Below are 25395 nucleotides of genomic sequence, written 5' to 3' on the forward strand. Positions count from 1 at the left end.
GGATCATCGGGCACCGCCTCGAACAGTCCCCGCCGGAAGCGTCAACTCCGGCCGAACACGGGGCGAACGGCACACCGGCGCCGTCTTCTCCCAACTGCGTTCGTCACTGGGTGAGTTGGGACGCCTTCGGCACCTGGTTGGTGACCGGGGCTCCGGCACTCTTACCCGCGTCCTTCACGCTGTTGATGACGTCCTCGAACGAACTCGCCGCGTTCGGGTCGCCCTTGCGGAGCTTGGAGGGCAGATCCTTGAGTCCGTCGATCGCCGCGGCGAGCGGTGCGACGGCCTTGGAGAGCAGCGGGTCGCCCTCGGCGTTCCGCTTGGCGGCCTTGAGCCGGTTGTAGGCGAACCCACCCGCGGCAGCGGCCTTGATCAGGGTGAAGGTGCGGCCGTGGGCGCCCTTCTTGAACTTGCCCGCCTTCCACGGTTTCACGATCCACTGGTAGGTCGCGCCGGCGGCGAGACCCGCGTTGGCGACGAACCGCGTCTTGGCGAGCTTCTGCCTCTCCGCGGGCGTACTCGGACTGGGCGTGTCGGCCACCGGGGCCGCCACTATGCCGGTGTCGACGGACTTGCTCCGGGTGCTGCCGGCGCAGGCGGTGACGCCGGCGACCAGCGCGCAGCAGAGGGTGAGCGTGACGACGAGGCGCCGTATCGGTACGGGCACGGGGTCCTCCCGTGTGTCTCGGTTTCCTCCCCGAGCGGGTTGCTTCCTCCGGCAGCCTCACCCAGATGGCGGCACCTCGCCACTCGGGGGAACGCCGTTCAGGTTTCAAGGACCGTTCAGCGGCAAGCCGCAGGGTATGTCCTCTGAACGCGGTGCCAATCAGGCCGGTAGGGTCGTCGCGATCGTCGCCGACGTCATGGCCCTCATCCTGGGCCTCTGGATCCTGATGTACCTGTTGGACGCGAACCGGGCGAACAGCCTGGTCCAGTTCGTCCACAACGCGGCCGACTGGCTCGCCGGCTGGTCACACGACCTGTTCACCTTCCACAAGGCATGGGCGCGAGTGGTGGCCGGTTACGGCCTGGCCGCGGTGGTCTACCTGTTCGTCGGCCACGCGATCGCCAACCGGATGCACCGCCACTGACGTCGGTGAAAGCGCCCTTTCAGGGGCGCTGGGGGAGGAACTGCGCGAGCAACCACGACGGACCCGCACCCGCCGTACCACAGAACCCCCCACCCCGCTAGGCGCAGCAGTCCACCTCAAGCCCGGCAGGAAGCTCCCCGCCCCCGAAAACGGCACAGGTCGCGTCGTGCCCGCCCAGCGCGGCCACCGCCAGCAGCAGCGACCCCGCCGTCCACGTCGTCAGCTCCCGCGGCCACACCGCGTCGTCCTCGAAGACGTACCCGGTCCAGTACAGCCCCGACTCGGCGTCCCGTAGATGCTGGATGGACTGGAGGACCTCCAGCGCCCGGTCGGACTCCCCCACCGCCCACAGTGCCAGCGCCAGCTCGGCCGACTCCCCGCCCGTCACCCACGGGTTGGGCACGACGCACCGCACCCCGAACCCGGGCACGACGAACCGCTCCCAGTCCTTCTCGATCCGCGCGCCCGCCTCCGCACCGGTCAGCGCCCCGCCGAGGACCGGGTAGTACCAGTCCATCGAGTACCGGTCCTTGTCCAGGAACCGCTCCGGGTGCCGGCGTATCGCGTGCCGCAGCGCGCCCACGGCCAACTCCCAGTCGGGCTGCGGCTCCTCGCGCTGCTCGGCGATGGCGAGCGCGCAGCGCAGCGCGTGGTGGATGGACGAACTCCCGGTCAGCAGCGCCTCGTCGGTGGGCGTGCCGTCGTCCTCGCGGCGCCAGCCGATCTCGCCGCCCGGCTGCTGCAGGCGCAGCACCCACTCGACGGCCGCGTAGACGGCGGGCCACATCCGGTCGAGGAACGTGTCGTCGCCGGTGGACAGGTAGTGGTGCCAGACGCCGACGGCTATGTACGCGACGAAGTTGGACTCGCGGGCACGGTCGGTGACGTCGTCGTGCGCGCCGTCGGCGTAGGCCGCGTACCAGGAGCCGTCCTCGTTCTGGTGCCGGGCCAGCCAGCGGTAGGCCCGCTCGGCGGCCGCGTGCTCCCCGGCCGCGTCCAGCGCCATCGCTGCCTCGGTGTGGTCCCAGGGGTCGAGGTGGTGGCCCCGGAACCACGGGATCGCGCCGTCCTCCCGCTGCACGGCGAGGATGCCGCGGACGGTCGCGGCGGCCTGCTCGGCGGTGAGGACCCCGGGCAGGACGAGGTGTTCTGTCCGGGGGGTGGTCACTTGGCGGCCACCCCGGCCTCGTCGGAGACCGCGGGCAGGTGCGGCTTGGTGGCGTAGACGACGAAGCTCTTGCCCATGACCGGGTTCAGCGCCTGCTCGGCGACGCGCGTGGCCAGCGGCTTCTTCATGATGTCCCAGACCAGCAGCTTGTGGTACGCCCGCACCGGCAGCGCCTTGTCGTTGTCGACGCCGAACGCGCACTTCAGCCACCAGTACGGCGAGTGCAGCGCGTGCGCGTGGTGGCTGCCGTAGGGCCGCAGGCCGGCTTCCCTGATCTTCCCGACCAGTTCGTCGGCCTTGTAGATGCGGATGTGGCCGCCCTCGACCTCGTGGTAGGCGTCGGAGAGCGCCCAGCAGACCTTCTCGGGGCCGTAGCGCGGCACGGTGACGGCGATGCGGCCGCCGGGCTTCAGCACCCGCACCATCTCGGCGAGCACGCCCTTGTCGTCGGGGATGTGCTCCATCACCTCGGAGATGATGACGACGTCGAAGGACTCGTCGGGGAAGGGCAGGGCCAGGGCGTCGCCCTCCATCGCGGTGGCCGTCGCGCCCGCCGGGGCCTCGCCGGCCTCCGCCATCGCCGCGAACCACTTGGCGACCTCGCGGATTTCCCCGGCGTTCTGGTCGAGGGCCACGACCTGCGCGCCGCGCCGGTAGCACTCGAAGGCGTGCCGGCCGGCCCCGCAGCCGAGGTCCAGGACGCGGTCGCCCGGCGCGAGCGGGAACCGGGAGAAGTCGACGGTCAGCACGTGGCCCTGCTTTCACTCTCGTGACGAACACCAGCTGAGGCCGCGGAGCGGCCGGGACTGCGGGGCGTGGCGGGGCCGGACACGGCGGCATCCGTGCCGCCCGCGGCGCGGTCAATCGCCTCGCGGTAGCGGGCCACCGTGCCCTGCGCGGCGCGCGCCCAGGTGTAGTGCCGCAGCACCCGCTCACGGCCCGCCCGACCGAGCCGCAGCCGCAGCTCCGGATCGCCGAGCAGCCGGCTCAGCCCGGCCGCCAGCGCGCCCGCGTCGCCCGGCGGTACGGCCAGGCAGGTCTCCCCGTCGCGCCCGGCGACCTCGGGGATCGCGCCGCCGGTGGTGGCGACCAGCGGGGTGCCGGTCGCCATGGCCTCGGCGGCGGGCAGCGAGAAGCCCTCGTAGAGCGACGGCACGCAGGCAACCTCGGCCGAGCGGACCAGGTCGACGAGTTCGGCGTCGGAGATGCCCTTCACGAACTCGACGGCGCCGTGGAGGCCGTAACGTTCCATCGCCTGCGCGACGGGCCCTTCGGTGGGCCGCTTGCCGACGACGACGAGGTGGGCGGCGGGGTGCTCGGTCCGTACCTTGGCGAGGGCCTCCACGAGGTACACGAGCCCCTTGAGGGGCACGTCCGCGCTGGAGGTGGTGACGATCCTGCCGGGCACCTGGGGAATGGCGGGATTCGGCGCGAAGAGATCGGTGTCGGCGCCGATGTGGACGACGTGGACGCGGTCCTCGCGGACGCCGAGGTGGTCGACGATCTCCTGGCGGGAGGTGCCGGAGACGGTGAGCACGGAGGGCAGCCGGCGGGCGACCCGCTTCTGCATCCGGGTGAAGGCGTACCAGCGCCGTACGGAGTAGCGCCGTTTCCAGCCCTCGGCGGCGTCCAGCTCCAGCTGCCGGTCGACGGTGATGGGGTGGTGGATGGTGGTGACCAGGGGGGCACCGATGTCGCCCAGCAGGCCGTAGCCCAGGGTCTGGTTGTCGTGGACGACGTCGAACTCACCGGCGCGGGCGCGCAGATGGCGGCGGGCGCGCAGCGAGAAGGTCAGCGGTTCGGGGAAGCCGCCGGTCCACATGGTGGCCACCTCAAGGGCGTCGACCCAGTCCCGGTACTCGTCCCGACCGGGCGTCCGGAACGGGTCCGGGGAGCGGTACAGGTCGAGGCTGGGCAGCTCGGTGAGGGTGAGGCCCGGGTATCCCTCGTCCAGGACGGGGTACGGCTGCGAGCCGATCACCTCGACCCGGTGCCCGAGCCGGGCCAGCTCGCGCGACAGGTGCCGTACGTAGACACCCTGGCCGCCGCAGAACGGGTTCCCTTTATAGGTGAGGAGCGCGATGTCGAGCGGTCGCTCGCCGTCGGCGGCGGGTTCCTCGTCGGCACCCGTCCGCCTGGCCTCAGCGGTCACTCTGGGCCCCCTTCTCCCTGCACTTTCCCGTGAGATTACGCCGGGACGCTAATCTAGAACAAGTTTCAGACTTGATCGTTCAAGAGGCTCTGAATCTACCGGCAGGTAGGGGCCGAGTGAGCAGTGGATCGGGTGATTCGCGCCACGGCGGGAACCCCTGCCATGCTGTCTGATCACTCGCCCTGAGCACTGCCCTCACCGACTGTCACGGACGGGACCCATGCCTGCGGAAGCCAAGGTGGACATCGGCGCCAGATCGGCCACCCCGCCGCTCACCGAGCGGCAGGAGGCCCGGCGCCGCCGGATCCTGCACGCGAGCGCCCAGCTGGCCAGCCGGGGCGGTTTCGACGCGGTGCAGATGCGGGAGGTCGCCGAGTCCTCCCAGGTGGCCCTGGGCACTCTCTACCGCTACTTTCCGTCCAAGGTGCACCTGCTGGTCGCGACCATGCAGGACCAGCTGGAGCACATGCACGGCACGCTGCGCAAGAAGCCGCCTGCGGGCGAGACGGCGTCCGAGCGGGTCGCCGAGACCCTGATGCGGGCCTTCCGCGCCCTGCAGCGCGAGCCGCACCTGGCCGACGCGATGGTCCGCGCCCTCACCTTCGCCGACCGCAGCGTCTCACCCGAGGTGGACCAGGTCTCCCGGCAGACGACGGCGATCATCCTGGACGCGATGGGCCTGACCGACCCCACCCCGGCCCAGCTGTCCGCCGTCCGGGTGATCGAGCACACCTGGCACTCGGCGCTGATCACCTGGCTCTCGGGCCGCGCCTCCATCGCCCAGGTGAAGATCGACATCGAGACGGTGTGCCGCCTGATCGACCTGACGGAGCCGGAGGGGAGGCCGTAGGAGCCGCAGGCGCCGCAGGGCATGCGAAGACCTACGAGACGGGTTCCCTTCGCCGGCATGGTCCGGATCAGGTGTTGGGGGTCGCCGTCCGGCCCTACTGCTGCCTTCCGGCCTCTCAGCCCGACCGTCGACGTCGGCACCGGCGGATGCTTCTGCATCTGCGTCACGCCTGAGTCGGCTACTCCGCTCGGACTCCCTCACTCGCCTCGTAGGCTGCTTCCAGAATAGAACGTGCAGAGCAAATGAGAACCCCCCAATGGGGGATTTTTTGGACTTTTCCGAATGTGACCGGACGTAATCGGACGTGACCGCTCGGCAGCCCGCCGCCGCCGACCACCGCCGTCCTGCCGCCGGCTACCCCACCGGCTCCAGCCCGCTCCAGCTGCGCCCGGCGGCGCTCTCCCCGGCCCACCGCTCCAGCAGCCGCCGGGCCTCCGGCTCCGGGGCCGCCAGGGAGACCCGCTGGGCGCCCGCGTGGGCCTGGCGCCGCTGCTCGTGGGTGCCCTCGCTGCAGCAGGAGCAGAGCACCTCCAGGCTGCTGGCGGCCTCCGCACCGAAGTCGTGCTCGGTGAAGAGGGCGATCAGCGCGTCCAGGTCGGCGACCTCGCCGGCGCTGACCGTCACCTCCAGGGTCGGCAGCCCGGAGGCGCGGAAGAGGAGCAGTTCGTCGAAGACGGGGAACTCCCGGCCGTCCACCACCCGGTGTCCCTTGGGCTCACCGTCGTGCACGACGACCTCGCCGAACCGCCGCCCGGCGGTGACCGGCACGTTCATCACCCTGCCCCGGGTGGGACAGAGCCGGTCGATCCAGACGACCTCGCGCTCCCCGCCGGTGTCGAGCCGTACGCAGGCCGCCCCGAACCGCCCCTCGATCTCGCCCTCCCCGGCCGGGAGGTCGATGCCGAAGCCCGCCCAGGCGTCCCGGGCGGTGGCCCAGTCGCCCTGGATGGTGGCCGCGATGCCGAGGTTCCAGAACGCCGGGTCGCCCTCCCCGCGCGGCGCCCGGGCGGCGGCCTCGCGGCCCAGCGCGTAGGCCTTCGCCCAGTTGCGCAGGAACTTGTGGGCGAGCGCGGCGTCGTACCACCACACCGCGCTCCGCTCCTCGTCCGGGAACCGCGCGAGGACCTGCTCGAAGAGCCCGGCCGCGGTCAGCCACTCCTCGGCCTCCCACGCCCGGTAGGCCTCGCTGATCAGGCCCTCGGCCTCGGACTTGCGCACGTTTCCCACCCTGTTCGGTCCGCCGGACCGCAGGAGCGTACCCCAGGACGGCGGCAGGATTTCGTGGCAGCCGGGGCGGAAACCGCCTGGCGGGGCGCCCCGTCCGAACGCAGAATCACCCCCATGGCACTCATCCACCACACCACCCTCAGGCCCACCAAGGTCGAACTCCTCGCCGGCTGGCTCCCCACCCGCCCCTGGTACCACGGCCCCGCCGCGCCGGAGTTGGTGAAGGCCGGCGGATTCCGGCTCGACGACCCGGCGGGCGAGGTCGGGATCGAGTTCATGGTGGTCACCGGGAGCACGGACGGCCCGGCGGCCTACCTCGTACCGCTCACCTACCGCGGCGCCCCGCTGCCCGGAGCCGAACCCGCGCTCGTCGGCACCATGGAGCACGGGGTCCTCGGCACCCGCTGGGTCTACGACGGCTGCCACGACCCGGTCCTGACCGCCGGGTTGCTCGCCCTGATCGAGGGCCGCGCCGAGGCCCAGGCACAGAGCATCACCGACACCCCCGACCGCGAGGTCGAGCGTTCCTGGACCGGCGCGGGCCCCGTCCCCGGCCTCGGCGCCCTCGTCGACACCGACGAGAGCACCGAGTTCGCCGTACCGGACGGCTCCGGCCTGGTGCTGCGGCTGCGGCGCGTGCTGACCGCCGGTTCGACGGCACCCGACGGCGCGGCCGGCCAGGTCAGCGGCGCCTGGCAGCAGCCGGACGGCACCCGCACCCGCGGCCTGTTCGCCGCCCTGGAAAGGCGGTAGTCCACCGAAGGCCTTGGTCCTCCGAAGGCGCCAGTCCTCCGAAGGCGTCAGTCCTCCGGCGGGAACACCGGATCCCCGCTGTCCAGCAGGGTGATGGTGATCGCCTCCACCGGGCAGTTCTCCGCCGCGTCGAGGACCCTTCCGCTGGCGTCCGTCTCCGGGGCGACGGGGTGGGACTGCATGGCGGAGTCGAGGCGGAAGGCCCCGGTGGCGCGGTGGACGCACTGGGCCGAGCCGATGCAGATCGACCGGTCGACCTCGACGAGCCAGCGGTCGCCCATGGCGGCTCCTCACCCCTCCCAGCCGGCCGGGAGGTGGATCATCTTGTGTTCGAGGAACTCGCTGTATCCCTCCGGGCCGAACTCCCGCCCCAGACCGGAGTTCTTGTAGCCGCCGAAGGGGCCCAGCATGTCGAGGCTGAAGGTGTTGACGGAGTAGGTCCCGGTACGGACCTGCCGCGCGACCTCGATGCCGTGCGCCACGTCCGCCGTCCACACGCTGCCGCTCAGCCCGTAGTCCGAGTCGTTCGCGATCTTCAGGGCCTCCGACTCGTCGCCGTAGGGGAGGAGGCAGATCACCGGGCCGAAGATCTCCTCGCGGGCGATCCGCATGGAGTTGTCGACGTCGCCGAAGAGGGTGGGCTCGACGTACCAGCCCCTGTCCAGACCGGGGGGACGGCCGCCGCCCGTCAGGATCTTCGCGCCCTCCTCCTGGCCGATGCGGATGTAGTCGAGGTTGCGCTGCTGCTGGCGGCGCGCGACCAGCGGGCCCACCTGGGTCGCCGGGTCCAGCGGGTCGCCGACCTTCAGGGCGCTCGCCGCGGCCGCGAAGGCGTCGGCGAACTCGTCGTAGCGCGAGCGCGGGACGAGGATGCGGGTCTGGGCGACGCACGCCTGGCCGTTGTTCATCCAGGCCGCCGGGACGATGCCGGCGACGGCGGCCGCCACGTCCGCGTCCGGCAGCACGACGGCCGCCGACTTGCCGCCGAGTTCCAGGGTCACCCGGGTGAGGTTCTTCGCGGCGACCTCCATCACGCGCTTGCCCGCCGCGACCGAGCCGGTGAAGGAGACCTTGTCGACGCCCGGGTGGGACACCAGGTACTCACTGACCTCGCGGTCCGCCGGGAGGATCGACAGCACGCCCTCCGGCAGCCCGGCCTCCTTGGTGATCTCGCCCAGGATGTACGCGTCCAGCGGCGACTCCGGGGACGGCTTGAGCACCACCGTGCAGCCGGTGAGCAGCGCGGGGGCGAGCTTGGCGGCGGCCACGAACTGGGGCACGTTCCACGGCACCACGGCCGCCACCACCCCGACCGGCTCCCGCCGCACCAGGATCCTCCCCAGCACGCCGTCGCGCGTCTCCTCGTACGTGAAGTCGCGCGCGACCCTGATCGCCGCGTCCCACACCATCATCGCGCCCAGCGCCTGCGCGAGGACGCTCCAGGAGTACGGCGAACCGTTCTCGGAGGAGATCACCCGGGCGATCTCCTCGTGCCGCACGGCGATGGCGTCCTTGATCCGGGTGACGACCTCGATCCGCTCGTCGAGCGTCATCCGCGGCCAGGGCCCCTCGTCGAAGGCCTGCCGCGCCACCGCGACCGCCCGATCCACGTCCGCCCGCGAGGCATGCGGCACCCGGCCGAAGACCTCCTCGGTGTGCGGCGAGACCACCTCGATGACGTCCTTGCCCAGGGGATCGGTCAACTCCCCGCCGATGAAGAGCTGTCCGTGTTCCAGGAACTCGGTCATGGCGCCCCGCCACCCTTCCTGACGATGTTTCAGAACTGATACCAGTTCTAGTTGAACTAAGCCAGGGGCAGGGCCGAATAGGCTCCCACCAGCGCTTTCGACATCCCCGCGGCGCGCGGTCAGACGGTCAAGTGCCGTCGGAGGAACTCCAGTTGGTGCTCCACCAGCCGGGCGAACGTGTCGTCGGACGGCGCGGCGTGCGTCATCCCGCTCAGCGGCAGCACCTCGTGCGGCTTCCCGGCGGCCAGCAGAGCGGCGGACAGCTGCAGCGTGCTCGCCACGAAGACGTTGTCGTCCGCCAGTCCGTGCACCAGCAGCAGCGGGCGGCTGAGCTTCGGGGCGTCGGCGAGCAGCGAAGACCGCTCGTAGTGCTCCGGGTACCGGTCGGGCAGGCCGAGGAAGCGCTCCTTCCAGCAGGCGTCGTAGAGCCGCTGGTCGGTGAGCGGGGCGCCGGACACCGCGGCGTGGAAGACGTCGGGCCGGCGCAGCACCGCGGCGGCGGCCAGAATCCCGCCGAACGACCAGCCCCGGATGCCGACCCGGCCGAGGTCCAGCTCCGGGTGGCGCTCGGCCGTCGCGTGCAGCGCGGCGACCTGGTCGTCCAGGGTCGGGCCGATCAGGTCGCCGTAGATCTCCTTCTCCCAGCGCGGCCCGCGTCCGGGCGTGCCCGCACCGTCCGTCACCAGCACCGCGAAGCCCTGTTCGGCGAACCACTGCGAGACGAAGTCGTGCGAGGCCTGTTCGGCCAGCACCTTCTGCATGGCGGGGCCGCCGTAGGGGTCGACCAGCACCGGCAGCGGGGCGTCACCGGCCCGGTGCCAGGACGGCAGGAAGAGGCGGGTGCGCAGTGCGCGCGGCCCGACGACGGCCGACTCGGCCCGCAGGTGCAGCAGCGGCCGCTGGGCGTGCGAGGCGATCTCGACGGGGGCGGGGCCGTCCGGCTCCGGCCGCCCGTCCCCGGTCAGCCGGTGCACGGTGGTGTGCGAGCCCGGCAGCTCCGGCGTGCGGGTGCTGCGGACGAACGTGCCGCCGCCGAAGGCGCCGGAGTGCACGCCCGGCCGCTCGGTCAGCCGGTGCAGGCCCCGGTCCGGACGGTAGCTCCACACGTGGCGCTCGGTGGGTTCCGCGGCCGCCGTGAAGAACACCGTCTCGCCGTCCACCGCGAGCACCTCGTGCAGCTGCAGCCCGTCCGGCGTGACCGGCGTGCCGTCGACGCCCAGGTGCCGGGTCCCGTCCCGGTCGAGGTAGTCGACGAGCCGGCCGCCGGCCGTCCGCGCGGGCACTCCGGGCACCAGCAGCTCCACCCAGCGCTCGTCGTGCCGCTCGGCCAGCAGGCCGGTCGCACCGTCCGCCGGGTCGACGGCCAGTACCCGCACGCTGCGCTGGTCCCGGCTGAGCACGGCGGCGAACGGGCCGTGCCCGTCCCAGCCGGCCACCGGCAGGTACTCGAAGCCGGCCCGGTCCCAGCGGACCTCGGTGCGGTTGCCCGCCAGGTCGGCGATCCAGAGCGTGACGTCGGCGTTGGCGGTACCGACCCGCGGGTAACGCATCGTCCGGGGCGGCTTGGCGGGGTCGGCCGGATCGGCGAGGTACCACAGCCCGACCTCCCGGTTGTCCACCCGGGTGGTCAGCAGCCGCTCCCCGTCCGGTGCCCACCAGTAGGCCCGGTGGCGGTTCATCGACTCGCTCGCCGCATGCTCCGGCAGGCCGAAGAAGACGTCCGGGCCTTCCGCCGGTCCGGGCGCGGCCACCGCCCGGTCGCCGTCGCCGTCGGCGCCGATCACCCGGAGCGCACCGCCCGAGACGTAGGCGACGTGCCGGCCGTCCGGGGACGGGCGCGGGTCCACCACCGGCTGCTCGGCGGGCAGCCGGCGCACGGCGCCGGAGCCCGTGTCCACCATCCACAGCTGTCCGGAGAGCGCGAACGCGGCCACCCGGGCGGCCGCGTCGGTGGCGTAGTCGGTGATCCCGGCGGCCCGCTGCCTGGCGCGCTCGCGCCGGACGCGTTCCTCCTCCGGCACCTCGTCGACGGCGTCGCCGAGCAGTACGGCGGGGTCGGCCAGCATCCGCTCCGCGCCGGTCGCCGGGTCGAGCGTCCACAGGCACCCGACCGGGTCGTCCCCGGCCCGGCTCCGCAGGAAGAGCACCCAGGCACCGTCCGGCGCCACGGTGAAACGGGCGGGTGCGCCGAGGGTGAAGCGGCGGGTGCGGGCGAGCTGTCGCAGCAGCGGGGAAGTCACCATGCCCGGCACTGTGCCACCGGGCCGGTGCGGCGGCACCGGAATATCGGGCGTGCGGGTCCGGGCGGCGAGGGTGCGACCCGGTCCGGCGGCGGTCCGGGCGGCGAGGGCGCGGCCCGGTCCCGCGGCGGTCCGGGCGGCGAGGGTGCGACCCGGTCCCGCGGCGGTCCGGGCGGCGAGGGTGCGACCCAGTCCCGCGGCGGTCCGGGCGGCGAGGGTGCGGCCCGGTCCCGCGGCGGTGGCCGCCGGACGGGACGGCGGCGGCCACCGGGCCGAAGTGCCGTACGCGAACCGTCCGTTCCTCACCACCGGATGCGTGCCCCGGCCGGGCCCGGGCTCAGGCCTCCGGGTCGGCCCGCCACTCCTCGGCCAGCAGCCCGAGCTGCACCTCGTCCAGGAACTCGCCCATCACCCAGGCCGAGGAGCGCAGCACGCCCTCGCGGACGAAGCCGTTGCGCTCGGCGGCCCGGAGCATCGCGGCGTTGTCCGCCAGCGTCTCGATCTGCAGCCGGTGCAGTCCGCGCACGGCGAAGCCGTAGTGGCAGAGCACCGCGACCACGTCGGTGCCGTAGCCCTTGCCGCGGGCGGAGGGCAGCAGCCCGAGCCCGATGTGCGCGCCGCGGTTGTGGTTGTCGATGCCCCACAGCGTCGCGGTGCCGACCAGTGTGCCGCCCGCCAGTTCCACCACGGAGAACTTGACGCTCGCCTCGTCCGTGTGGTCCACCGTGAGCCGCGAGTCCTCCGCGCTCGGCGAGAGCGGCCGCCACGGCCGGCTGTCGGCCCGCGAGGAGTTGACCACGTCGTTGTAGAGCTCGGCCCGCAGGACCGGGATGTCCTCTTCGTGCCGGGCCCTGAGCCCGACCGTGTCGCCTCTCAGCATGCAGGCTTCCTATCGGGCCGGTCCGGCCGACGGCAAACCAATATGCGGCGGCCCCGGCCGGTGACCGCACCGCCCGTCGTCGGCCGGCTGCCTTCCGGCCCACTATCTGACGGATCATCAGCTCTGGTTATAGTGGGCAGTGGCCGTGGGGCCGGCGGTACCGGCGGGGGCGGAGGAAGGCTGATGGCGGACGGTCTGGGCGGGTCGGCTGGAGCGGAGCCGGGCGCGGAGTCGGGAGCGGGCGCGGGACCGGGTACGGAAGCGGGCGTGGCGGTGCGGGATCTCGGTGGGGGTGTGCGGTCCGTCGCCGTCCCCATTCCGGACAACCCGCTCGGGTACACGCTGGTGTACGTGGTGGACACCGACCGGGGGCCGGTGCTGGTCGACACCGGGTGGGACGATCCCGGGTCGTGGGACGTGCTGGCGGCGGGGCTGGCGGCGTGCGGGACGGGCGTCGGCGAGGTGCACGGGGTCGTCATCACCCATCACCATCCCGACCATCACGGGCTGTCGGGGAAGGTGCGCGAGGCGTCCGGCGCCTGGATCGCGATGCACGCGGCCGACGCGGCGATCGTGCGGCGGGCCCGGGAGACCCGGCCGGAGCGCTGGTTCACGTACATGGCGGCGAAGCTGACGGCCGCCGGGGCGCCGGACGAGCACGTGGCGCCGCTGCGCAACGGGCCCCGCCGCCGGAGCACCCCGCCCGGCCTGGCCCCCGCCCTCCCCGACCGCGAGATCCTGCCCGGCGAACTCCTCGGCCTGCCCGGCCGCCGGCTGCGTGCCGTCTGGACGCCTGGGCACACCCCCGGCCACGTCTGCCTGCACCTGGAGGAGGAGCACCCCGCCCGACTCCGGGGCCACGGAAGGCTGTTCTCCGGCGACCACCTGCTCCCCGAGATAACCCCGCACATCGGCCTCTACGAGGACCCCGACGACGCGACCGTCACCGACCCGCTCGGCGACTACCTCGACTCCCTGGAACGCGTGGGCCGCCTCGCCCCCGCCGAGGTCCTCCCGGCCCACCAGTACGCCTTCACCGACGCACCGGGACGGGTACGGGAACTGCTGGCCCACCACGAGGAACGCCTCGCCGGCCTGCTCTCGCTCCTCCAGCAGCCGCTCACGCCCTGGCAGTTGGCGGTGCAGATGGAGTGGAACCGGCCCTGGGAGCAGATCCCCTACGGCTCCCGGAACATCGCCGTCTCGGAGGCCGAGGCCCATCTGCGGCGCCTGGTGAAGCTGGGGCGGGCGGAGGCGGTGGCGGGGAGCGAGCCGGTCACGTACGTGGCGGTCGAAACGAGCCCCTGAAGCGGCCCCCTGCCCTCTGGCCCGGCCGCGTCCCGTTCCGCGACCGACAGCGGCACCGCCTCCAACGGCCCGCCTCCGACGGCCCCTTCCGTCCCCCGAAGAAGACGTTCCGGACGATGCCGGGGACGAACGGACCGTCGCCTCGTCGAAGCGGGTGGCGAGGACCGGGGCGGTGCGCAGTCCGGCGGTGCTGCCGTCGACGACCGTCGCGGCACGACGGCCCACTGCGGCCGCTCCGTCAGACATGGCTGCGGAAGCCTTCCGCGGCGGCCTCCTGCCGACGGAACGCCGCTATGACCTGCGAGTGGACCCGCAGCGCGTACGCCACGGACTCCAGATCGCCGTCGGGGACGTCTGCGGGGGCATGGTGACGCGGGGTGTCCTGACGCGGCGGGGCGTGCGGGGTGCGAGCCGCCGTCGTGCCCTCGCCCGCGGCCCGCAGCGCGTCCACCGCGACCAGGATGTCCACCGCCCCGGCGATCCCCCGTGCGGCGGACCCGGTGTGGCCCTCGGCCAGCGCCGCGTGCCGGACCCGCTCCCGCCGCTCCCCGCTCAGGTGGGGAGCGAGCCTGAGCAGGCCGTCGTTGATCGCCGCCCTGCGCAGTTCCAGCCGGAGTTCGGCGCCCGAGACGCGGCCGGTGGCCGGTGCCGGTGCGGCGCCCACCGTCAGCATCGCCCGCCACAACGGCTCCAGGCGGCGGTGGGTGCGCCGCAGGCTTCGGTGTTCGTCCCAGTACGGTCCGGCCTGGCCGGCGATGAAGCCGACCGCGACCAGGAACGCCTCGACGATGGCGAACGGCGGGGCGACGTACGTGGAGAGGTAGTCCCAGTCGCGGCCCGCCCAACGGGCCGCGATCGCGGCCACCTTGGCGACGTCGAAGACGAAGCCGAGCGCGTAGGCGACCTGGAGGCAGACCACGGCCCGGCGCAGCCACCGGTCGGCGATCTCCTGGAACCAGGCCCACAGGATGCCCGCCGCGACCACGGCCGACACCATGTGCGCGAGGAGGTAGAGCATGGTGTGCTCGCGCATCCAGGGGGTGTTGGCGTAGTACGTGTCCAGGTCGCGGAGCCGTTCGACGTGGTGGTCGCCGAGGGCGAAGGTCACCCAGAGGCCGACGATGATGACGGCGTACGCGGTCCACACCAGGCGGGTCCTGCGGCGCCGGGCGGCGGACGGCGGCTCGCGCCAGGTGATGATCAGCCAGAGGCAGGCGCCGCAGTAGGCCGTCAGCAGCGAATACACCCACACCCCGGCGAAGTTGGGCACGCCGGTGAGTTCGTTGATGCGGTGCAGGTTGCCCGGCGGGAGGGAGGCGAAGACGATCGCGCCGATGCCGAGCAGCAGTGCGGTGGCGCGCAGGATCGGGTCCTGCCAGGCGCGTCTGAGCAGCGGCAGTTTGATCACGAAGGCCACGGCCAGCAGCACCGCCGGGATCGCGTAGGCGGCGAAGGAACCCGCCATGTCCCAGTGCCAGTTCCGGTCCCCGGGCATCACGGGCCGCCGATGTTGCCCAGCGAGGACGAGAGGCGGTCGGTCAGGGTGTCCTGGGAGGGCCGGCCGGTCGCCGCGTACGGACCCACGACCCTGCGGAACTTGGCGGCGAGCCGCAGCCCGCACTCCTCGGCCTCCCACTCGGCCTGCGCGGCCGGGGCGGCGGGCGAGCGGGTGGCGAGGGCGACGACCCGGTCCCAGGGGACGTCCTCGTCGGCGCGGGCCAGCAGCCGGCGCGCGGCGGCGGGCGTGCCGGCCTGGTAGTGGACGTCCAGCGTGCCGTAGTGGATGTGGCCGATCTCGTGCCCGGCGATCACGAACTTGTGGGCGCCGGAGGCCCGTTCCTCGACGACGACGATGTACTCGTCGTCCTTGGCGAGGGTGATCCCGGAGACGTCGAGCCCAGGCGGGAAGGCGACGAACCTGAGTCTGACCGGGCGGTCCAGCGTCGGGCTGAGCGTCACGCACAGCGCGTGCAGGAAGCTCTCGGGGTCCGTCGGCGGCTCCAGCGTGCGGGCGGTGTCCCGGACGAGCTGGGCGAGGAACCGCTTGGGCGATCGTCTCGGGCTCATGCGTCGTCGTCCTCGCCGGCGGTCGTGTTTCCGGACGGCATTCCTAACGGCATTCGGCATCCTCGAAGTCGTGAAACGGCCTGCTCGGCGCTCAGTTGGCGGCACTCTCGGAGCTGATGATCATCTCTGCCAGGTCGGCGAGCGTGGCGAGCTGCCGGGGGTTCATCTGCGGTGCGCGGGCGGCGAGCCGGACCAGGCCGCTCTCGCGGAGCCGGGAGAGCGGGTCGGCCTGGGCCTGGAGGCCCTGGAGCACCGGCTGGAGCGCCTCGCACAGCGCCTCCGGCTCGTCGGCGGTGAAGAAGCCGGGCGGAAGGCCGAAGAACCGCCGCAGCCGGTCGGTGTGTTCGAGGCTCGGCAGCCCGCTCTTGCGCCACTCGCTCAGCCACTGCCTGCTGGTGCCGGCGATCGTCGCGAGCTCGCCCAGCGAGTACCGCTTGCCGTCGGGCCTGCGCCGGTGCTCGCGGATGAAGTCCAGCCGCTGCCGGACCCGTTCGGCGAGCCCGCCCTCGGGCGCGGGCCCGCCCGCGAGGAGTTCCGCGACCACCCCGACCGGGATGCCGGTGCGGTACGACAGATCGGCCACGTCCAGGACCTCGCAGAGCCGTCCGGGCCGTCCGGTCAGCTCCCCGAGCCGCTCCAGTACGCCGGTCAGCGGGGCATGGGCGTCACTCACCAAGGTCCCCCTGGACGCGCGTGATCGGTCGGCCGGCCGAGCGGGGCCGGGCAGACGCGAGGCTATCGAATCACCGGTCCCGGCCACCAGACATGACAAGGACCACTGCGCAAGAGGGCAGCAATCGTTGACATATGACGGACCGACAGGAAAGGATCACGTCACCAGGCCACGGTCGAACAGACCCGCCCCGGGTGCCGCCGATGGGGGAGCGGCACCCGGGGCGACCAGTCGCCCCGCCTCCTCCCCAGAAGGTGAGGCGAACCGATGCCGCAGCCCGTCCTGCTCCTCGGCGCCGGCCTCCGGTGCGCATACGACGAGTTCGTGCTGACGCGTATCGCCTCGGCCCGCCCGGTGCTGCTGGTGGACGCCGCGCCGCCCGCCTGGGCACAGCCGTGCCTGGCCGGTCACCTCGCGGCGGACCCCGGCAAAGGCGGCGCCACGGCGTCGGCGGTGGTACGGTTCGCGGCCCGGCACCGGGTCCGCGGCGTGCTGACCTACTCGGGCGAGTACGCGGTCGCCGCCGCGAGGATCGCCGGGCAGTTGGGGCTGCCCGGCCCCTCCCTCGCCGCGGCCGAAGCCTGTACCGACCCGCCCTCGCTGCACGCCCTGCTGGCCGCTCACACGGTTCCCGCCGCCGACCCGGGCGCGCCCCGCGTCTCGGCCGAGACGGTCGTCCTCGACGGCGAGATCCGCATCGCCGCCATCACCCGTACGACCCTGGGCCCGGCGCCCGCCCGGCAGCCGCTGCGGCACACCGTGCACGCCCACGACGGCCTGCTGCACAACCGTTTCCTGCGCCTGGCCGTCGACCGCACCGTGCACGCCCTCGGCATCGACCGGGGTGTCCTGCACATCGGCCTCGCCCTCACCGACCGCGGCCCCCGGGTCACCGACGTCGCCCCGCATCTCCCGGGCGACCTGATCCCGCTCCTCGTCAGGCGGGCCACCGGCGTCGACCTCGCCCGGGCCGCGGCCGCCCTGGCCACCGGCGAGGCGGCCGACACGACGCCCACGCGGCAGCGGGCGGCCGCGGTGCAGTTCGCCTACCCGGCCGCCACCGGCCGCCTCGACCACCTGGACCTCTCCCCCGACGCCGCCGACGAACCCGGCGCCGACCGCATGCTCCTCACCCGGCACACCGGCAGCCACGTCACCGCGGGCCCGCACGCCACCGCCGCCGACCGGCTGGCCCTCTGGGTGGCGGTCGGCGAGACCCCGGCCGACTGCCACGGCGCGCTGCGCCGGATGGCCCGCCACCTGTCGGCGGGCATCGCCCCGCTCGCGAACGCGGCCTAGCCTCCGGCGACTTCGGTCAAGAGTTGGATCCCGTGCGCCTCCCGTTCGGGAAAGACACTGGATCGCCGGGCGCGTCCCGCCCTACGGTGCCGCCATGAGCAATCACCCGGAAGCGCCTGTCACGCCCGTCGAGGCCTTTGAACCCCCTTACTTCGTGGCCGTGTTCACCTCGGTGCGCACCGCGGACCAGAGCGGCTACCCCGAGACCAACGCACGCATGGAGGACCTGGTGAAGGACATCCCCGGGTACCTGGGGATGGACCACGCGCAGACCCCCGGCGGGCTGGGGATCACCGTCGGGTACTTCCGCGACGCGGACGCGCTCACCCGGTGGCGGACCGACGCCGAGCACCGCGCGGCACAGAAGCGCGGGCGGGCCGAGTGGTACGAGAGCTACACCCTGCACGTGGCGAAGGTGGAGCGCAGCCACGGTTTCACGCGGGGGTAGCCGGCGCCCGGCCCAGGCCTAGAAGGCGATCGTCCGGATCAACCGCTCCGCCGCACCGAGCACCTCGACCTCGCCCCGGCTCATCGCCGGGTCGGCCGCCCGCCGGCGCAGGGCCTCCGCCAGCCCCTCCCCGGTCAGGCCGCCCGGATCGGCGAGCAGGGCCGCCAGCAGGTCGTGGGCCAACGGGTACTCGCCGAGGGCCGCTTGGGCGAGGATCACCGCGGACATGCCCCAGTCGAGTCCGGGCGGCCCGTCCCCGGCGTTGGTCCAGTCGATGACCTGGGGGCCGTCGGGGGCCAGGATCACGTTGTCCGGATGCAGGTCGAGGTGGAGGACCCGGGCGCCGGGGTCGGCCGGGTCCCGGCCGGGCACGGCGTGCAGCCGCCGCAGCAGCGCGGCGAGCAGCGCGCCGCTCTCCGCCGCGTCCGTCTCCCCCGCCAGCAGCGCCGCCAGCATGGTCGGCCCGGACAGCCGCTCCATCACCAGATCGGTACGGGACCCGGACGGCCGCACCCGGGGCGCCGGGTACCCGTGCTCGCGTACGTACGCCATCACCGCGCCCTCGGCGGCCGCGTCCCCCCGGCCGTCCCGGGCCCGGCGCAGCACCCACGCCTCGTCGATCTCGTACACGTCGGCCGAACGCCCCGACCCGAGCAGCCTCCCCGTCATGGCATGACCATAACGAAACGGTCTCCGCACAGCCCCCTCTCAGCTTCCCGCGGGCGGCCGGTAAAGTAGCCGGGTCGTCATCACCCGTACGGGGGGAAGCCGGTGCAATTCCGGCGCTGACCCTTCCCCGATTCTCGGCTTCGCTCGAACCGGGGAGACCCCAATCCGTGAGCCACTCCCTCAAGTGGCGAGCCGGACCGCCCCGCCCGGACGTTGATCGGCTCAAGTGCGCCGGCACCCGTCGTCGCACGGCACCGTCGAGGTTTACGGAGCCGAGCCGCCGGGGTGTCCCGTGCTGCCCGGCTCCCCGCAGGGAGAGGCACCCGCCGACCATGACCGTCCTCCGCCGCACCGCCGGGGTACTGGCCGCCACCGCCGTCATCGGTACCGCCACGCCGGCGGCGACCGCCGCCGCCTCCCCCTCGCCGTCCGCGTCGGCCGTACTCCCGTCGGGGCTGTACGGCAGTGCGGACCCGAAGTTCGACGGCGTCTGGCGCCAGTCCCTCGCCCTGCTGGCCCAGCGCGCGGTGGGGGTGACCCCGGCCGTGAAGGCGGTGGACTGGCTGGCCGGGCAGCAGTGCGCGAACGGCGCGTTCGCCGCGTTCCGCGCCGAGCCGACGGCGGCCTGTGACGCCAAGGTGGCCGTCGACACGAACAGCACGGCCGCCGCCGTGCAGGCGCTGAAGGCGGTCGGCGGGCACGACGCCGCCGCGGGCAGGGCGGTGACCTGGCTGAAGTCGCAGCAGAACAAGGACGGCGGCTGGGGCTACACCCCGGGCTCGCCCAGCGACACCAACTCCACCGGCGTGGTCGTCGGGGCGCTCGCGGCGGCCGACGCGAGCGCGGAACGGTCGCCGTACGACCTCCTCGCCAAGTGGTCCCTCCCCTGCGCCGAGGACGGCGGCGGTGCCCTCGCCTACCAGCCGGACCAGAAGGGGAAGCTGGCCGCCAACGCGGACGCGACCGCGGCCGGGGTGCTCGGAGCCCTCGGCAAGGGGTTCGTGACGACGGCCGGGAAGGCCCCGGCGAAGGGCCCCGCCTGCGCCGGCTCCGACCGGGCCCTCACCCGGGAGGAGGTGGCCCGCAACGGCGCCGCGTACCTGGCGGGCGCGATGTCCGGGACCGGCCACCTCGTCTCCGCGCTCGCCGGCGCCGCACCCCAGCCGGACTACGGCAACACCGCCGACGCGGTCGTCGCGCTGGCCGCGCAGGGCTGGACCGGGCAGGCGAAGCAGCCGTACGCCTGGCTGGAGACGCACGCCGCGCCCTGGGCCGGGCAGAGCGGGCCCGCGGCCTACGCCGAACTGATCCTCGCCGCGCACGCGATGGGCGCGGACCCGCGTCACTTCGGCGGCACGAACCTGGTGACGGCGCTGAACGCGACGGGCCCGGCGCCGCAGGCCGCCGCCGCGCAGCAGACCGGGAAGAAGACCGCGAAGAAGTCGGGCAACAGCGTGTGGTGGATCGTCGGCACCGGGCTCGTCGCCGGCATCGGCATCGGTTTCCTGTTCAGCGGCCGCCGCAAGCAGCGGCAGCTGTGACCGCGGTCCGCCGGGCGGCGCTGCTGCTCCTGGCCGCGCTGGCGCTGTGCGCGACGGCCACCGGGCCGGCGGCGGCCACCGGCTACCGCTACTGGTCCTTCTGGGAGCGGGACGGCGCGCGCTGGACGTACGCCACGCAGGGCCCGTCGACCGCGCGGCCCGCCGACGGCTCGGTCGAGGGCTTCCGCTTCGCGGTGAGCGAGGACTCGGGGGACGCGTCGCGCCCGCGCGGCACGGCGGACTTCGGGACGATCTGCGCGGACACGCCCGCCGTCGGGGGCCGGAAGCGGGTGGGGCTGGTCCTCGACTTCGGCACGCCGGCGGACGCGCCCTCGGGCGAGAGCCCGCCCGCGCGGCGGACGGCCTGCGCGGTGGTGTCCGACGACGCGACGACGGCGGAGGCACTGGCGACGGTGGCGAAGCCGCTGCGGTACGACACGAACGCGTTGTTGTGCGCGATCGGGGGGTATCCGTCGCGGGGGTGCGGGGAGAAGGTGGCGGCGAGGGTGGCCGGGGGTACGTCGGACGGCGGGCCGTCGCTCGGACTGGTGGCGGGGGCGGGAGTTGTCGTGGTCCTCGCCGCGGGCGCTTTCTGGCAGGCACGGCGGCGAAGGAATGCGTGAGCGTCACAGTGCGGGCCGGTGGGGGCGGGCCGCGCAGTTCCCCGCGCCCCTTACGGGGCGCGTCCGTGCCGCTGGGGCGGCACGGGTGGGCGCGGCGGCACGCCGTGGGCGTGGGCGAGTGAAACACCCCGTGCCGCGGTACCAGCGCCGCTCCCCCGTGCACCCCGGTGCCTGGTGGCTCTGGTCGCTGTCTCTCGGTGTTGCCGCGTCGCGGACCACGAACCCCCTTCTGCTCGCCCTGCTCATCACGGTCACCGCGTACGTCGTGGCCGTCTGCCGCAGCCGGTCCGCCCCGTGGGCGCGTTCCTACGGCGCCTTCGCCAGGCTCGCTCTCGCCGTGCTCCTGGTGCGCCTCGCGTTCACCGTCGTGCTGGGCTCCCCCGTGCCCGGCGCGCACACCCTCGTCACCCTCCCCGAAGTCCCGCTCCCGCACTGGGCCCAGGGCATCCGCCTCGGCGGGAAGGTCACGGCCGAGGCACTCGTCTTCGCGCTCTACGACGGGCTCCGGATCGCCACCCTCCTCATCTGCGTCGGTGCCGCGAACGCGCTCGCCAACCCGGCCCGGCTGCTCAAGTCCCTGCCCGGCGCCCTGTACGAGCTGGGCGTGGCCGTGGTCGTCGCGCTCACCTTCGCACCGCACCTGGTGGCCGACGTGCAGCGGCTGCGGGCCGCCCGGCGGCTGCGCGGCCGGCCCGACTCCGGCGTCCGCGGCCTGCTCCAGGTCGGACTCCCGGTCCTGGAGGGCGCGTTGGAGCGTTCGGTCGCCCTGGCCGCCGCGATGGACGCGCGCGGGTACGGCCGCAGCGCCGACGTCCCGGACCGGGTCCGCCGTACCACGGCCGCGCTCACCCTCGGCGGTCTGCTCGGCGTCTGCGCGGGGCTGTACGGGCTGCTCACCACCGAGGGCGGCGGCTACGGACTGCCTCTTCTGCTTGCGGGGGTGGCCGCCGCGCTGGCGGGGCTGCGGCTCGGCGGCCGGCGTTCGCCGCGCACCCGGTACCGGCCGGACCCCTGGGACGCGCGGGCCTGGCTGGTGTCCGGGGCGGGCGCCGCCGTCGCCGCCCTGCTCACCCTGGCGTCCGTCCGCGATCCGGCGGCCCTGCAGCCCGGCGTCGTACCGCTGGTCGCCCCCGCCCTTCCGCTCTGGCCCGCGGCCGCCGTGCTGCTCGGCCTGCTGCCCGCCCTGATCGTTCCCGGGGATTCCGAGGAGGAGCCGTCGTGATCCGCTTCGAGGACGTGTCCGTCACCTACGACGGCGCGGCCCGGCCCGCCGTGCAGGGTGTCGACTTCGAGGTGCCGGAGGGCGAACTGGTCCTCCTGGTCGGCCCGTCCGGCACCGGCAAGTCGACGGTCCTCAACTCCGTGAGCGGGCTCGTGCCGCACTTCACCGGCGGCACCCTGCGCGGCCGGGTGACGGTCGCGGGGCGGGACACCCGTACCCACCGGCCCCGCGAACTCGCCGACGTCGTCGGCACGGTGGGCCAGGATCCGCTCGCCCACTTCGTGACCGACACGGTGGAGGACGAACTCGCCTACGGGATGGAGTCGTTGGGGATCGCCCCGGCGGTGATGCGGCGGCGGGTGGAGGAGACGCTCGATCTGCTGGGGCTCGCCGAGCTGCGGAACCGGGCGATCGCCACGCTCTCGGGCGGGCAGCGGCAGCGGGTCGCGATCGGGTCGGTGCTGACCCCGCATCCCGCGGTCCTGGTGCTGGACGAGCCGACCTCCGCCCTCGACCCGGCCGCCGCCGAGGAGGTGCTGGCCGTGCTCCAGCGGCTGGTGCACGACCTGGGGACGACGGTGCTGCTGGCCGAGCACCGGCTGGAGCGGGTCGTGCAGTACGCCGACCGGGTCGTGCTGCTGCCGGGGGACGGGGCGGCACCGGTGTGCGGGACGCCCGCCGAGGTGATGGCCGTGTCGCCGGTGTGTCCGCCGGTGGTGGAGCTGGGGCGGCTGGCGGGGTGGTCGCCGCTGCCGATGACCGTGCGGGACGCCCGGCGCCGGGTGGCGGCGGGCGGGCTGCGGGAGCGCCTCGCCGGGCGGGTTCCGGAGCCACGGCCCGCGGCCGGTCCCACAGCCGGTCCCGCGGCCGGTCCCACAGCCGGTCCCGCGGCCGATCCCACAGCCGGTCCCGCGGCCGATCCCACGGCCGGCCCCGCGGTTCCACTCGCCGAGGTCCGCTCCCTCGGCGTCCGCCGGGGCCGGGTGGACGCGCTGCGGGGGGTCGGTCTCACCGTCGCCGCCGGGGAGACCGTCGCGCTCATGGGGCGCAACGGCGCCGGGAAGTCCACGCTGCTGGGCGCCCTGGTCGGGCTCGTCGAGCCGGGTTCCGGCACGGTGCGGGTCGGCGGCGCGGTCCCGCACCGCACGCGCCCGCGCGACCTCGTGCGCCTCGTCGGGCTGGTCCCGCAGGAACCCCGTGACCTGCTGTACTCCGACACGGTCGGTGCCGAGTGCGCGGCCGCCGACCGGGACGCGGGGGCGGCGGCGGGGACCTGCCGCGGGCTGGTGTCCGAGCTGCTTCCCGGGGTCGCGGACGACACGCACCCGCGTGATCTCTCCGAGGGGCAGCGGCTCGCCCTCGCGCTGGCCGTCGTGCTCACCGCCCGGCCGCCGCTGCTCCTGCTCGACGAGCCGACCCGGGGCCTGGACTACGCGGCGAAGGCCCGGCTGGTGGGCGTGGTGCGCGGGCTCGCCGCCGACGGGCACGCGATCGTGCTGGCCACGCACGACGTGGAGCTGGCCGCGGAGCTCGCGCACCGGGTGGTGCTGCTCGCGGAGGGCGAGGTCATCGCGGACGGGCCGACCGACGACATCGTCGTCTCCTCGCCGTCCTTCGCACCGCAGGTGACGAAGATCCTCGCCCCGCAGCGGTGGCTCACCGTGGCCCAGGTCCGCGAGGCCCTGGCATGAGCGGCCCGGTGCGGCTCGGCCCCCGCTCCCTGGCGGCCCTGCTCCTCGTCAGTGCCGTCGGGGTGGTCGCCGTCGGCTGGCCCTTCCTCGCCCCGCCCTCCTCCCGGATCGCCTCGCACGCCCAGGACGCGCCCTGGCTCTTCGCGGGTCTGCTGGTGCTGCTGGTCGCCGTGCTCGCGGCGACGATCGCCGAGTCGGGGCTGGGCCCGAAGGCGGTGGCGATGCTGGGCGTGCTGGCCGCGACCGGGGCGGCGCTGCGGCCGGTCGGCGCCGGCACCGCCGGGATCGAGCCGATGTTCTTCCTGATGGTGCTGAGCGGGCGGGTCCTCGGGCCGGGCTTCGGGTTCACCCTGGGCTCGCTCACCATGTTCGCGTCGGCGCTGCTCACCGGCGGGGTGGGGCCGTGGCTGCCGTTCCAGATGCTGGCGATGGGCTGGTTCACGATGGGGGCCGGCCTGCTGCCGGGCGCCGGGCGGCTGCGCGGCCGCGGTGAGCTGGCGCTGCTGGCGGGGTACGGCTTCCTGGCCGCGTTCGCCTACGGCCTGGTCGTGGACCTGGCCGGGTGGCCGCTGCTGGCGGGCACCGCCTCGAACCTCGCCTTCGACCCGCACGCCGGGCCCGCCGCCAACCTGGCCCGCTTCCTCGCCTACAGTCTGGCCACCGCCATGGGCTGGAACCTGGGCCGGGCCCTGTGCACGGTCGTCCTCACCCTTCTCCTCGGTCCGGCGCTGCTGCGGGCGCTGCGCCGGGCCACCCGGCGGGCCGCCTTCGAGACCGCGGTCACATTCGACGGCCCCGGGACGTGAGGCGTCGTACGCGTCCGGTGACGGGACCGGTGAAGCACCCCACATGACGCACGTCACCTACGATCCGGAACAGTAGTCAGACTTTTCTGCTATGTCCGTTTTGCCATCCCCATTGACCTGCGGTTTGAGAGCCACGCCACACAACGGACCAAACCCGCCTATGCGACCACCACTAGTAAAAGGGGTGATTGCGGACGGCTTTCCGGCCTGCTTGTCTGGACGACGTCGCCAGGCACCACGAGCCCCCAGCGGGCCGCGGCGCCGACGCACACGGACAGCCCCCACGGGTGGTTCCGGAGCACACGGCGACTCCCTGTCCCCGACGAACGAGGTTCTCCGTGTCCGTCTCCTTCATCCGCCGCATCGCTTCCCCGAAGAAGGCCCTCACCACCGCCGCCGTGGCCGCTGCCGCCGCCGGCCTGGCCCTGACCGCGGCGCCCGCCCAGGCCGCCACCACGTCGGCCTCCTCCGCCCAGTCGATCGCGCACAAGATGATTCCGGACGCCGCGCAGTTCAACGCCTTCAGCAAGATCGTCTCGCACGAGAGCGGCTGGAACCCCTCCGCCACCAACTCCTCTTCCGGCGCCTACGGCCTGGTCCAGGCCCTGCCCGGTTCGAAGATGGCGTCCGCCGGCTCCGACTGGAAGTCCAACCCCGCCACCCAGATCAAGTGGGGTCTGGACTACATGAACTCCCGCTACGGCAGCCCGACCGCCGCCTGGAGCTTCTGGCAGGCCAACGGCTGGTACTGAGCCGGCCGACCCGCGCGCACCCGCGGTCGATCGCGGCCGAGCCGCGCACCCGCCGCTGATCCCCGGCGCCGCGCGCCCCTGAACCCCGGCACCCTCGCCCCTTCTCCTGGGCGAGGGTGCCGACGTATGTCCGGACACCGCCGGAGGGGGCGGTGACCGGTGTCTCGGGGGAGGCAGGAACGGGGCG

25 protein-coding genes are annotated in these 25395 nt (G+C 73.9%); 12 read left to right on the forward strand and 13 right to left on the reverse strand.

Annotation, left to right across the window (positions count from 1 at the left end):
- Window positions 1-103: 103 nt before the first annotated feature.
- A complete protein-coding gene (locus ACFZB3_RS38455) occupies window positions 104-667 on the reverse strand; it encodes a hypothetical protein (RefSeq protein ID WP_391384834.1) in 564 nt (187 codons plus the stop codon).
- Window positions 668-803: 136 nt separating this feature from the next.
- Here ACFZB3_RS38455 and ACFZB3_RS38460 point away from each other — a divergent pair, with 136 nt between their 5' ends.
- Window positions 804-1091, forward strand: a complete 288-nt coding sequence (locus ACFZB3_RS38460; RefSeq protein WP_391384837.1) for a hypothetical protein — start codon at window positions 804-806, stop codon at window positions 1089-1091.
- A 97-nt stretch (window positions 1092-1188) separates the two neighbouring features.
- On the opposite strand, the gene ACFZB3_RS38465 is transcribed toward ACFZB3_RS38460, so the two are convergent.
- Genes ACFZB3_RS38465 through ACFZB3_RS38475 form a run of 3 tightly spaced genes read right to left on the reverse strand, consistent with a single transcriptional unit; the run spans window position 1189 to window position 4411 of the window.
- Window positions 1189-2259, reverse strand: coding sequence for a prenyltransferase/squalene oxidase repeat-containing protein (locus ACFZB3_RS38465; protein ID WP_391384840.1), 1071 nt, complete (start codon window positions 2257-2259; stop codon window positions 1189-1191).
- The gene (locus ACFZB3_RS38470; protein WP_391384843.1) at window positions 2256-3008 is read right to left on the reverse strand and encodes a methyltransferase domain-containing protein; all 753 of its coding nucleotides are present in this window, start codon (window positions 3006-3008) and stop codon (window positions 2256-2258) included. The genes ACFZB3_RS38465 and ACFZB3_RS38470 overlap by 4 nt, the downstream gene beginning before the upstream one ends.
- Window positions 3002-4411: a glycosyltransferase gene (locus tag ACFZB3_RS38475; RefSeq protein ID WP_391384844.1), complete on the reverse strand. Its 1410-nt coding sequence runs from the start codon at window positions 4409-4411 to the stop codon at window positions 3002-3004. Before ACFZB3_RS38475 ends, ACFZB3_RS38470 begins: the two co-directional genes overlap by 7 nt.
- 220 nt (window positions 4412-4631) lie before the next feature.
- Here ACFZB3_RS38475 and ACFZB3_RS38480 point away from each other — a divergent pair, with 220 nt between their 5' ends.
- On the forward strand, window positions 4632-5261 hold the full coding sequence (locus ACFZB3_RS38480) for a TetR family transcriptional regulator (protein WP_391384847.1): 630 nt from the start codon (window positions 4632-4634) through the stop codon (window positions 5259-5261).
- A 354-nt stretch (window positions 5262-5615) separates the two neighbouring features.
- Here the strand turns inward: ACFZB3_RS38480 and ACFZB3_RS38485 are convergent, their stop codons facing one another.
- Complete coding sequence (locus ACFZB3_RS38485) at window positions 5616-6479, reverse strand: tetratricopeptide repeat protein (protein ID WP_391384850.1); 864 nt, start codon at window positions 6477-6479, stop codon at window positions 5616-5618.
- 123 nt (window positions 6480-6602) lie between these two features.
- Between ACFZB3_RS38485 and ACFZB3_RS38490 the strand changes: the two genes are divergently transcribed.
- The gene (locus ACFZB3_RS38490; protein WP_391384853.1) at window positions 6603-7241 is read left to right on the forward strand and encodes a 1,4-alpha-glucan branching protein; all 639 of its coding nucleotides are present in this window, start codon (window positions 6603-6605) and stop codon (window positions 7239-7241) included.
- A 47-nt stretch (window positions 7242-7288) separates the two neighbouring features.
- On the opposite strand, the gene ACFZB3_RS38495 is transcribed toward ACFZB3_RS38490, so the two are convergent.
- From ACFZB3_RS38495 to ACFZB3_RS38510, 4 genes are all read right to left on the reverse strand, one after another.
- Window positions 7289-7522 carry a ferredoxin gene (locus ACFZB3_RS38495; protein WP_391384856.1) on the reverse strand — a complete coding sequence of 78 codons (234 nt, stop codon included), beginning with the start codon at window positions 7520-7522 and terminating at the stop codon, window positions 7289-7291.
- 9 nt (window positions 7523-7531) lie between these two features.
- Entirely contained in the window at window positions 7532-8989 is a 1458-nt protein-coding gene (locus ACFZB3_RS38500) for an aldehyde dehydrogenase family protein (RefSeq protein ID WP_391384859.1), read from the reverse strand.
- A 119-nt stretch (window positions 8990-9108) separates the two neighbouring features.
- Window positions 9109-11232 (reverse strand): prolyl oligopeptidase family serine peptidase, encoded by a 2124-nt coding sequence (locus ACFZB3_RS38505; RefSeq protein WP_391385544.1) that lies wholly within the window; start codon window positions 11230-11232, stop codon window positions 9109-9111.
- Between the two features lie 334 nt (window positions 11233-11566).
- Window positions 11567-12109, reverse strand: a complete 543-nt coding sequence (locus tag ACFZB3_RS38510) for a GNAT family N-acetyltransferase (RefSeq protein WP_391384862.1) — start codon at window positions 12107-12109, stop codon at window positions 11567-11569.
- A 183-nt stretch (window positions 12110-12292) separates the two neighbouring features.
- On the opposite strand from ACFZB3_RS38510, the gene ACFZB3_RS38515 reads away from it, so the two are divergent.
- Complete coding sequence (locus ACFZB3_RS38515; protein WP_391384867.1) at window positions 12293-13417, forward strand: MBL fold metallo-hydrolase; 1125 nt, start codon at window positions 12293-12295, stop codon at window positions 13415-13417.
- 238 nt (window positions 13418-13655) lie between these two features.
- Here ACFZB3_RS38515 and ACFZB3_RS38520 read toward each other — a convergent pair whose 3' ends face one another.
- From ACFZB3_RS38520 to ACFZB3_RS38530, 3 genes are all read right to left on the reverse strand, one after another.
- Complete coding sequence (locus ACFZB3_RS38520; protein WP_391384870.1) at window positions 13656-14912, reverse strand: MAB_1171c family putative transporter; 1257 nt, start codon at window positions 14910-14912, stop codon at window positions 13656-13658.
- Window positions 14912-15484 (reverse strand): hypothetical protein, encoded by a 573-nt coding sequence (locus ACFZB3_RS38525; protein WP_391384873.1) that lies wholly within the window; start codon window positions 15482-15484, stop codon window positions 14912-14914. The genes ACFZB3_RS38520 and ACFZB3_RS38525 overlap by 1 nt, the downstream gene beginning before the upstream one ends.
- Window positions 15485-15575: 91 nt before the next feature.
- Complete coding sequence (locus ACFZB3_RS38530) at window positions 15576-16157, reverse strand: helix-turn-helix domain-containing protein (protein ID WP_391384876.1); 582 nt, start codon at window positions 16155-16157, stop codon at window positions 15576-15578.
- A gap of 267 nt (window positions 16158-16424) precedes the next feature.
- Between ACFZB3_RS38530 and ACFZB3_RS38535 the strand changes: the two genes are divergently transcribed.
- Complete coding sequence (locus tag ACFZB3_RS38535) at window positions 16425-17456, forward strand: hypothetical protein (RefSeq protein WP_391384879.1); 1032 nt, start codon at window positions 16425-16427, stop codon at window positions 17454-17456.
- A gap of 94 nt (window positions 17457-17550) precedes the next feature.
- Window positions 17551-17904, forward strand: a complete 354-nt coding sequence (locus ACFZB3_RS38540; protein WP_391384882.1) for an antibiotic biosynthesis monooxygenase — start codon at window positions 17551-17553, stop codon at window positions 17902-17904.
- A gap of 18 nt (window positions 17905-17922) precedes the next feature.
- On the opposite strand, the gene ACFZB3_RS38545 is transcribed toward ACFZB3_RS38540, so the two are convergent.
- On the reverse strand, window positions 17923-18573 hold the full coding sequence (locus tag ACFZB3_RS38545) for a phosphotransferase (RefSeq protein ID WP_391384884.1): 651 nt from the start codon (window positions 18571-18573) through the stop codon (window positions 17923-17925).
- A gap of 332 nt (window positions 18574-18905) precedes the next feature.
- On the opposite strand from ACFZB3_RS38545, the gene ACFZB3_RS38550 reads away from it, so the two are divergent.
- The 6 genes from ACFZB3_RS38550 (at window position 18906) to ACFZB3_RS38575 (ending at window position 25208) form a co-directional block, all read left to right on the forward strand.
- Entirely contained in the window at window positions 18906-20114 is a 1209-nt protein-coding gene (locus ACFZB3_RS38550) for a prenyltransferase/squalene oxidase repeat-containing protein (protein WP_391384887.1), read from the forward strand.
- Window positions 20111-20737: an SCO2322 family protein gene (locus ACFZB3_RS38555; protein ID WP_391384891.1), complete on the forward strand. Its 627-nt coding sequence runs from the start codon at window positions 20111-20113 to the stop codon at window positions 20735-20737. Before ACFZB3_RS38550 ends, ACFZB3_RS38555 begins: the two co-directional genes overlap by 4 nt.
- Window positions 20730-21959: a CbiQ family ECF transporter T component gene (locus tag ACFZB3_RS38560; protein WP_391384894.1), complete on the forward strand. Its 1230-nt coding sequence runs from the start codon at window positions 20730-20732 to the stop codon at window positions 21957-21959. The genes ACFZB3_RS38555 and ACFZB3_RS38560 overlap by 8 nt, the downstream gene beginning before the upstream one ends.
- Window positions 21956-23650: an ATP-binding cassette domain-containing protein gene (locus ACFZB3_RS38565; protein ID WP_391384897.1), complete on the forward strand. Its 1695-nt coding sequence runs from the start codon at window positions 21956-21958 to the stop codon at window positions 23648-23650. Before ACFZB3_RS38560 ends, ACFZB3_RS38565 begins: the two co-directional genes overlap by 4 nt.
- Window positions 23647-24456 carry an ECF transporter S component gene (locus tag ACFZB3_RS38570; protein ID WP_391384900.1) on the forward strand — a complete coding sequence of 270 codons (810 nt, stop codon included), beginning with the start codon at window positions 23647-23649 and terminating at the stop codon, window positions 24454-24456. Before ACFZB3_RS38565 ends, ACFZB3_RS38570 begins: the two co-directional genes overlap by 4 nt.
- A gap of 338 nt (window positions 24457-24794) precedes the next feature.
- Window positions 24795-25208, forward strand: coding sequence for a transglycosylase SLT domain-containing protein (locus ACFZB3_RS38575; RefSeq protein ID WP_391384903.1), 414 nt, complete (start codon window positions 24795-24797; stop codon window positions 25206-25208).
- The last annotated feature ends 187 nt before the right edge of the window (window positions 25209-25395 follow it).

The sequence above is a fragment of the Streptomyces sp. NPDC008092 genome (assembly GCF_042957285.1).
Lineage (GTDB): Bacteria > Actinomycetota > Actinomycetes > Streptomycetales > Streptomycetaceae > Streptomyces.

Bases quoted from the DNA above. Each gene is read 5' to 3' on its own strand.
- ACFZB3_RS38460 (WP_391384837.1), top strand. From the start codon at position 804: ATGTCCTCTGAACGCGGTGCCAATCAGGCCGGTAGGGTCGTCGCGATC.
- ACFZB3_RS38480 (WP_391384847.1), top strand. From the start codon at position 4,632: ATGCCTGCGGAAGCCAAGGTGGACATCGGCGCCAGATCGGCCACCCCG.
- ACFZB3_RS38490 (WP_391384853.1), top strand. From the start codon at position 6,603: ATGGCACTCATCCACCACACCACCCTCAGGCCCACCAAGGTCGAACTC.
- ACFZB3_RS38495 (WP_391384856.1), bottom strand. From the start codon at position 7,522: ATGGGCGACCGCTGGCTCGTCGAGGTCGACCGGTCGATCTGCATCGGC.
- ACFZB3_RS38500 (WP_391384859.1), bottom strand. From the start codon at position 8,989: ATGACCGAGTTCCTGGAACACGGACAGCTCTTCATCGGCGGGGAGTTG.
- ACFZB3_RS38505 (WP_391385544.1), bottom strand. From the start codon at position 11,232: ATGGTGACTTCCCCGCTGCTGCGACAGCTCGCCCGCACCCGCCGCTTC.
- ACFZB3_RS38510 (WP_391384862.1), bottom strand. From the start codon at position 12,109: ATGCTGAGAGGCGACACGGTCGGGCTCAGGGCCCGGCACGAAGAGGAC.
- ACFZB3_RS38515 (WP_391384867.1), top strand. From the start codon at position 12,293: ATGGCGGACGGTCTGGGCGGGTCGGCTGGAGCGGAGCCGGGCGCGGAG.
- ACFZB3_RS38520 (WP_391384870.1), bottom strand. From the start codon at position 14,912: ATGCCCGGGGACCGGAACTGGCACTGGGACATGGCGGGTTCCTTCGCC.
- ACFZB3_RS38525 (WP_391384873.1), bottom strand. From the start codon at position 15,484: ATGAGCCCGAGACGATCGCCCAAGCGGTTCCTCGCCCAGCTCGTCCGG.
- ACFZB3_RS38535 (WP_391384879.1), top strand. From the start codon at position 16,425: ATGCCGCAGCCCGTCCTGCTCCTCGGCGCCGGCCTCCGGTGCGCATAC.
- ACFZB3_RS38540 (WP_391384882.1), top strand. From the start codon at position 17,551: ATGAGCAATCACCCGGAAGCGCCTGTCACGCCCGTCGAGGCCTTTGAA.
- ACFZB3_RS38545 (WP_391384884.1), bottom strand. From the start codon at position 18,573: ATGACGGGGAGGCTGCTCGGGTCGGGGCGTTCGGCCGACGTGTACGAG.
- ACFZB3_RS38550 (WP_391384887.1), top strand. From the start codon at position 18,906: ATGACCGTCCTCCGCCGCACCGCCGGGGTACTGGCCGCCACCGCCGTC.
- ACFZB3_RS38560 (WP_391384894.1), top strand. From the start codon at position 20,730: ATGCGTGAGCGTCACAGTGCGGGCCGGTGGGGGCGGGCCGCGCAGTTC.
- ACFZB3_RS38570 (WP_391384900.1), top strand. From the start codon at position 23,647: ATGAGCGGCCCGGTGCGGCTCGGCCCCCGCTCCCTGGCGGCCCTGCTC.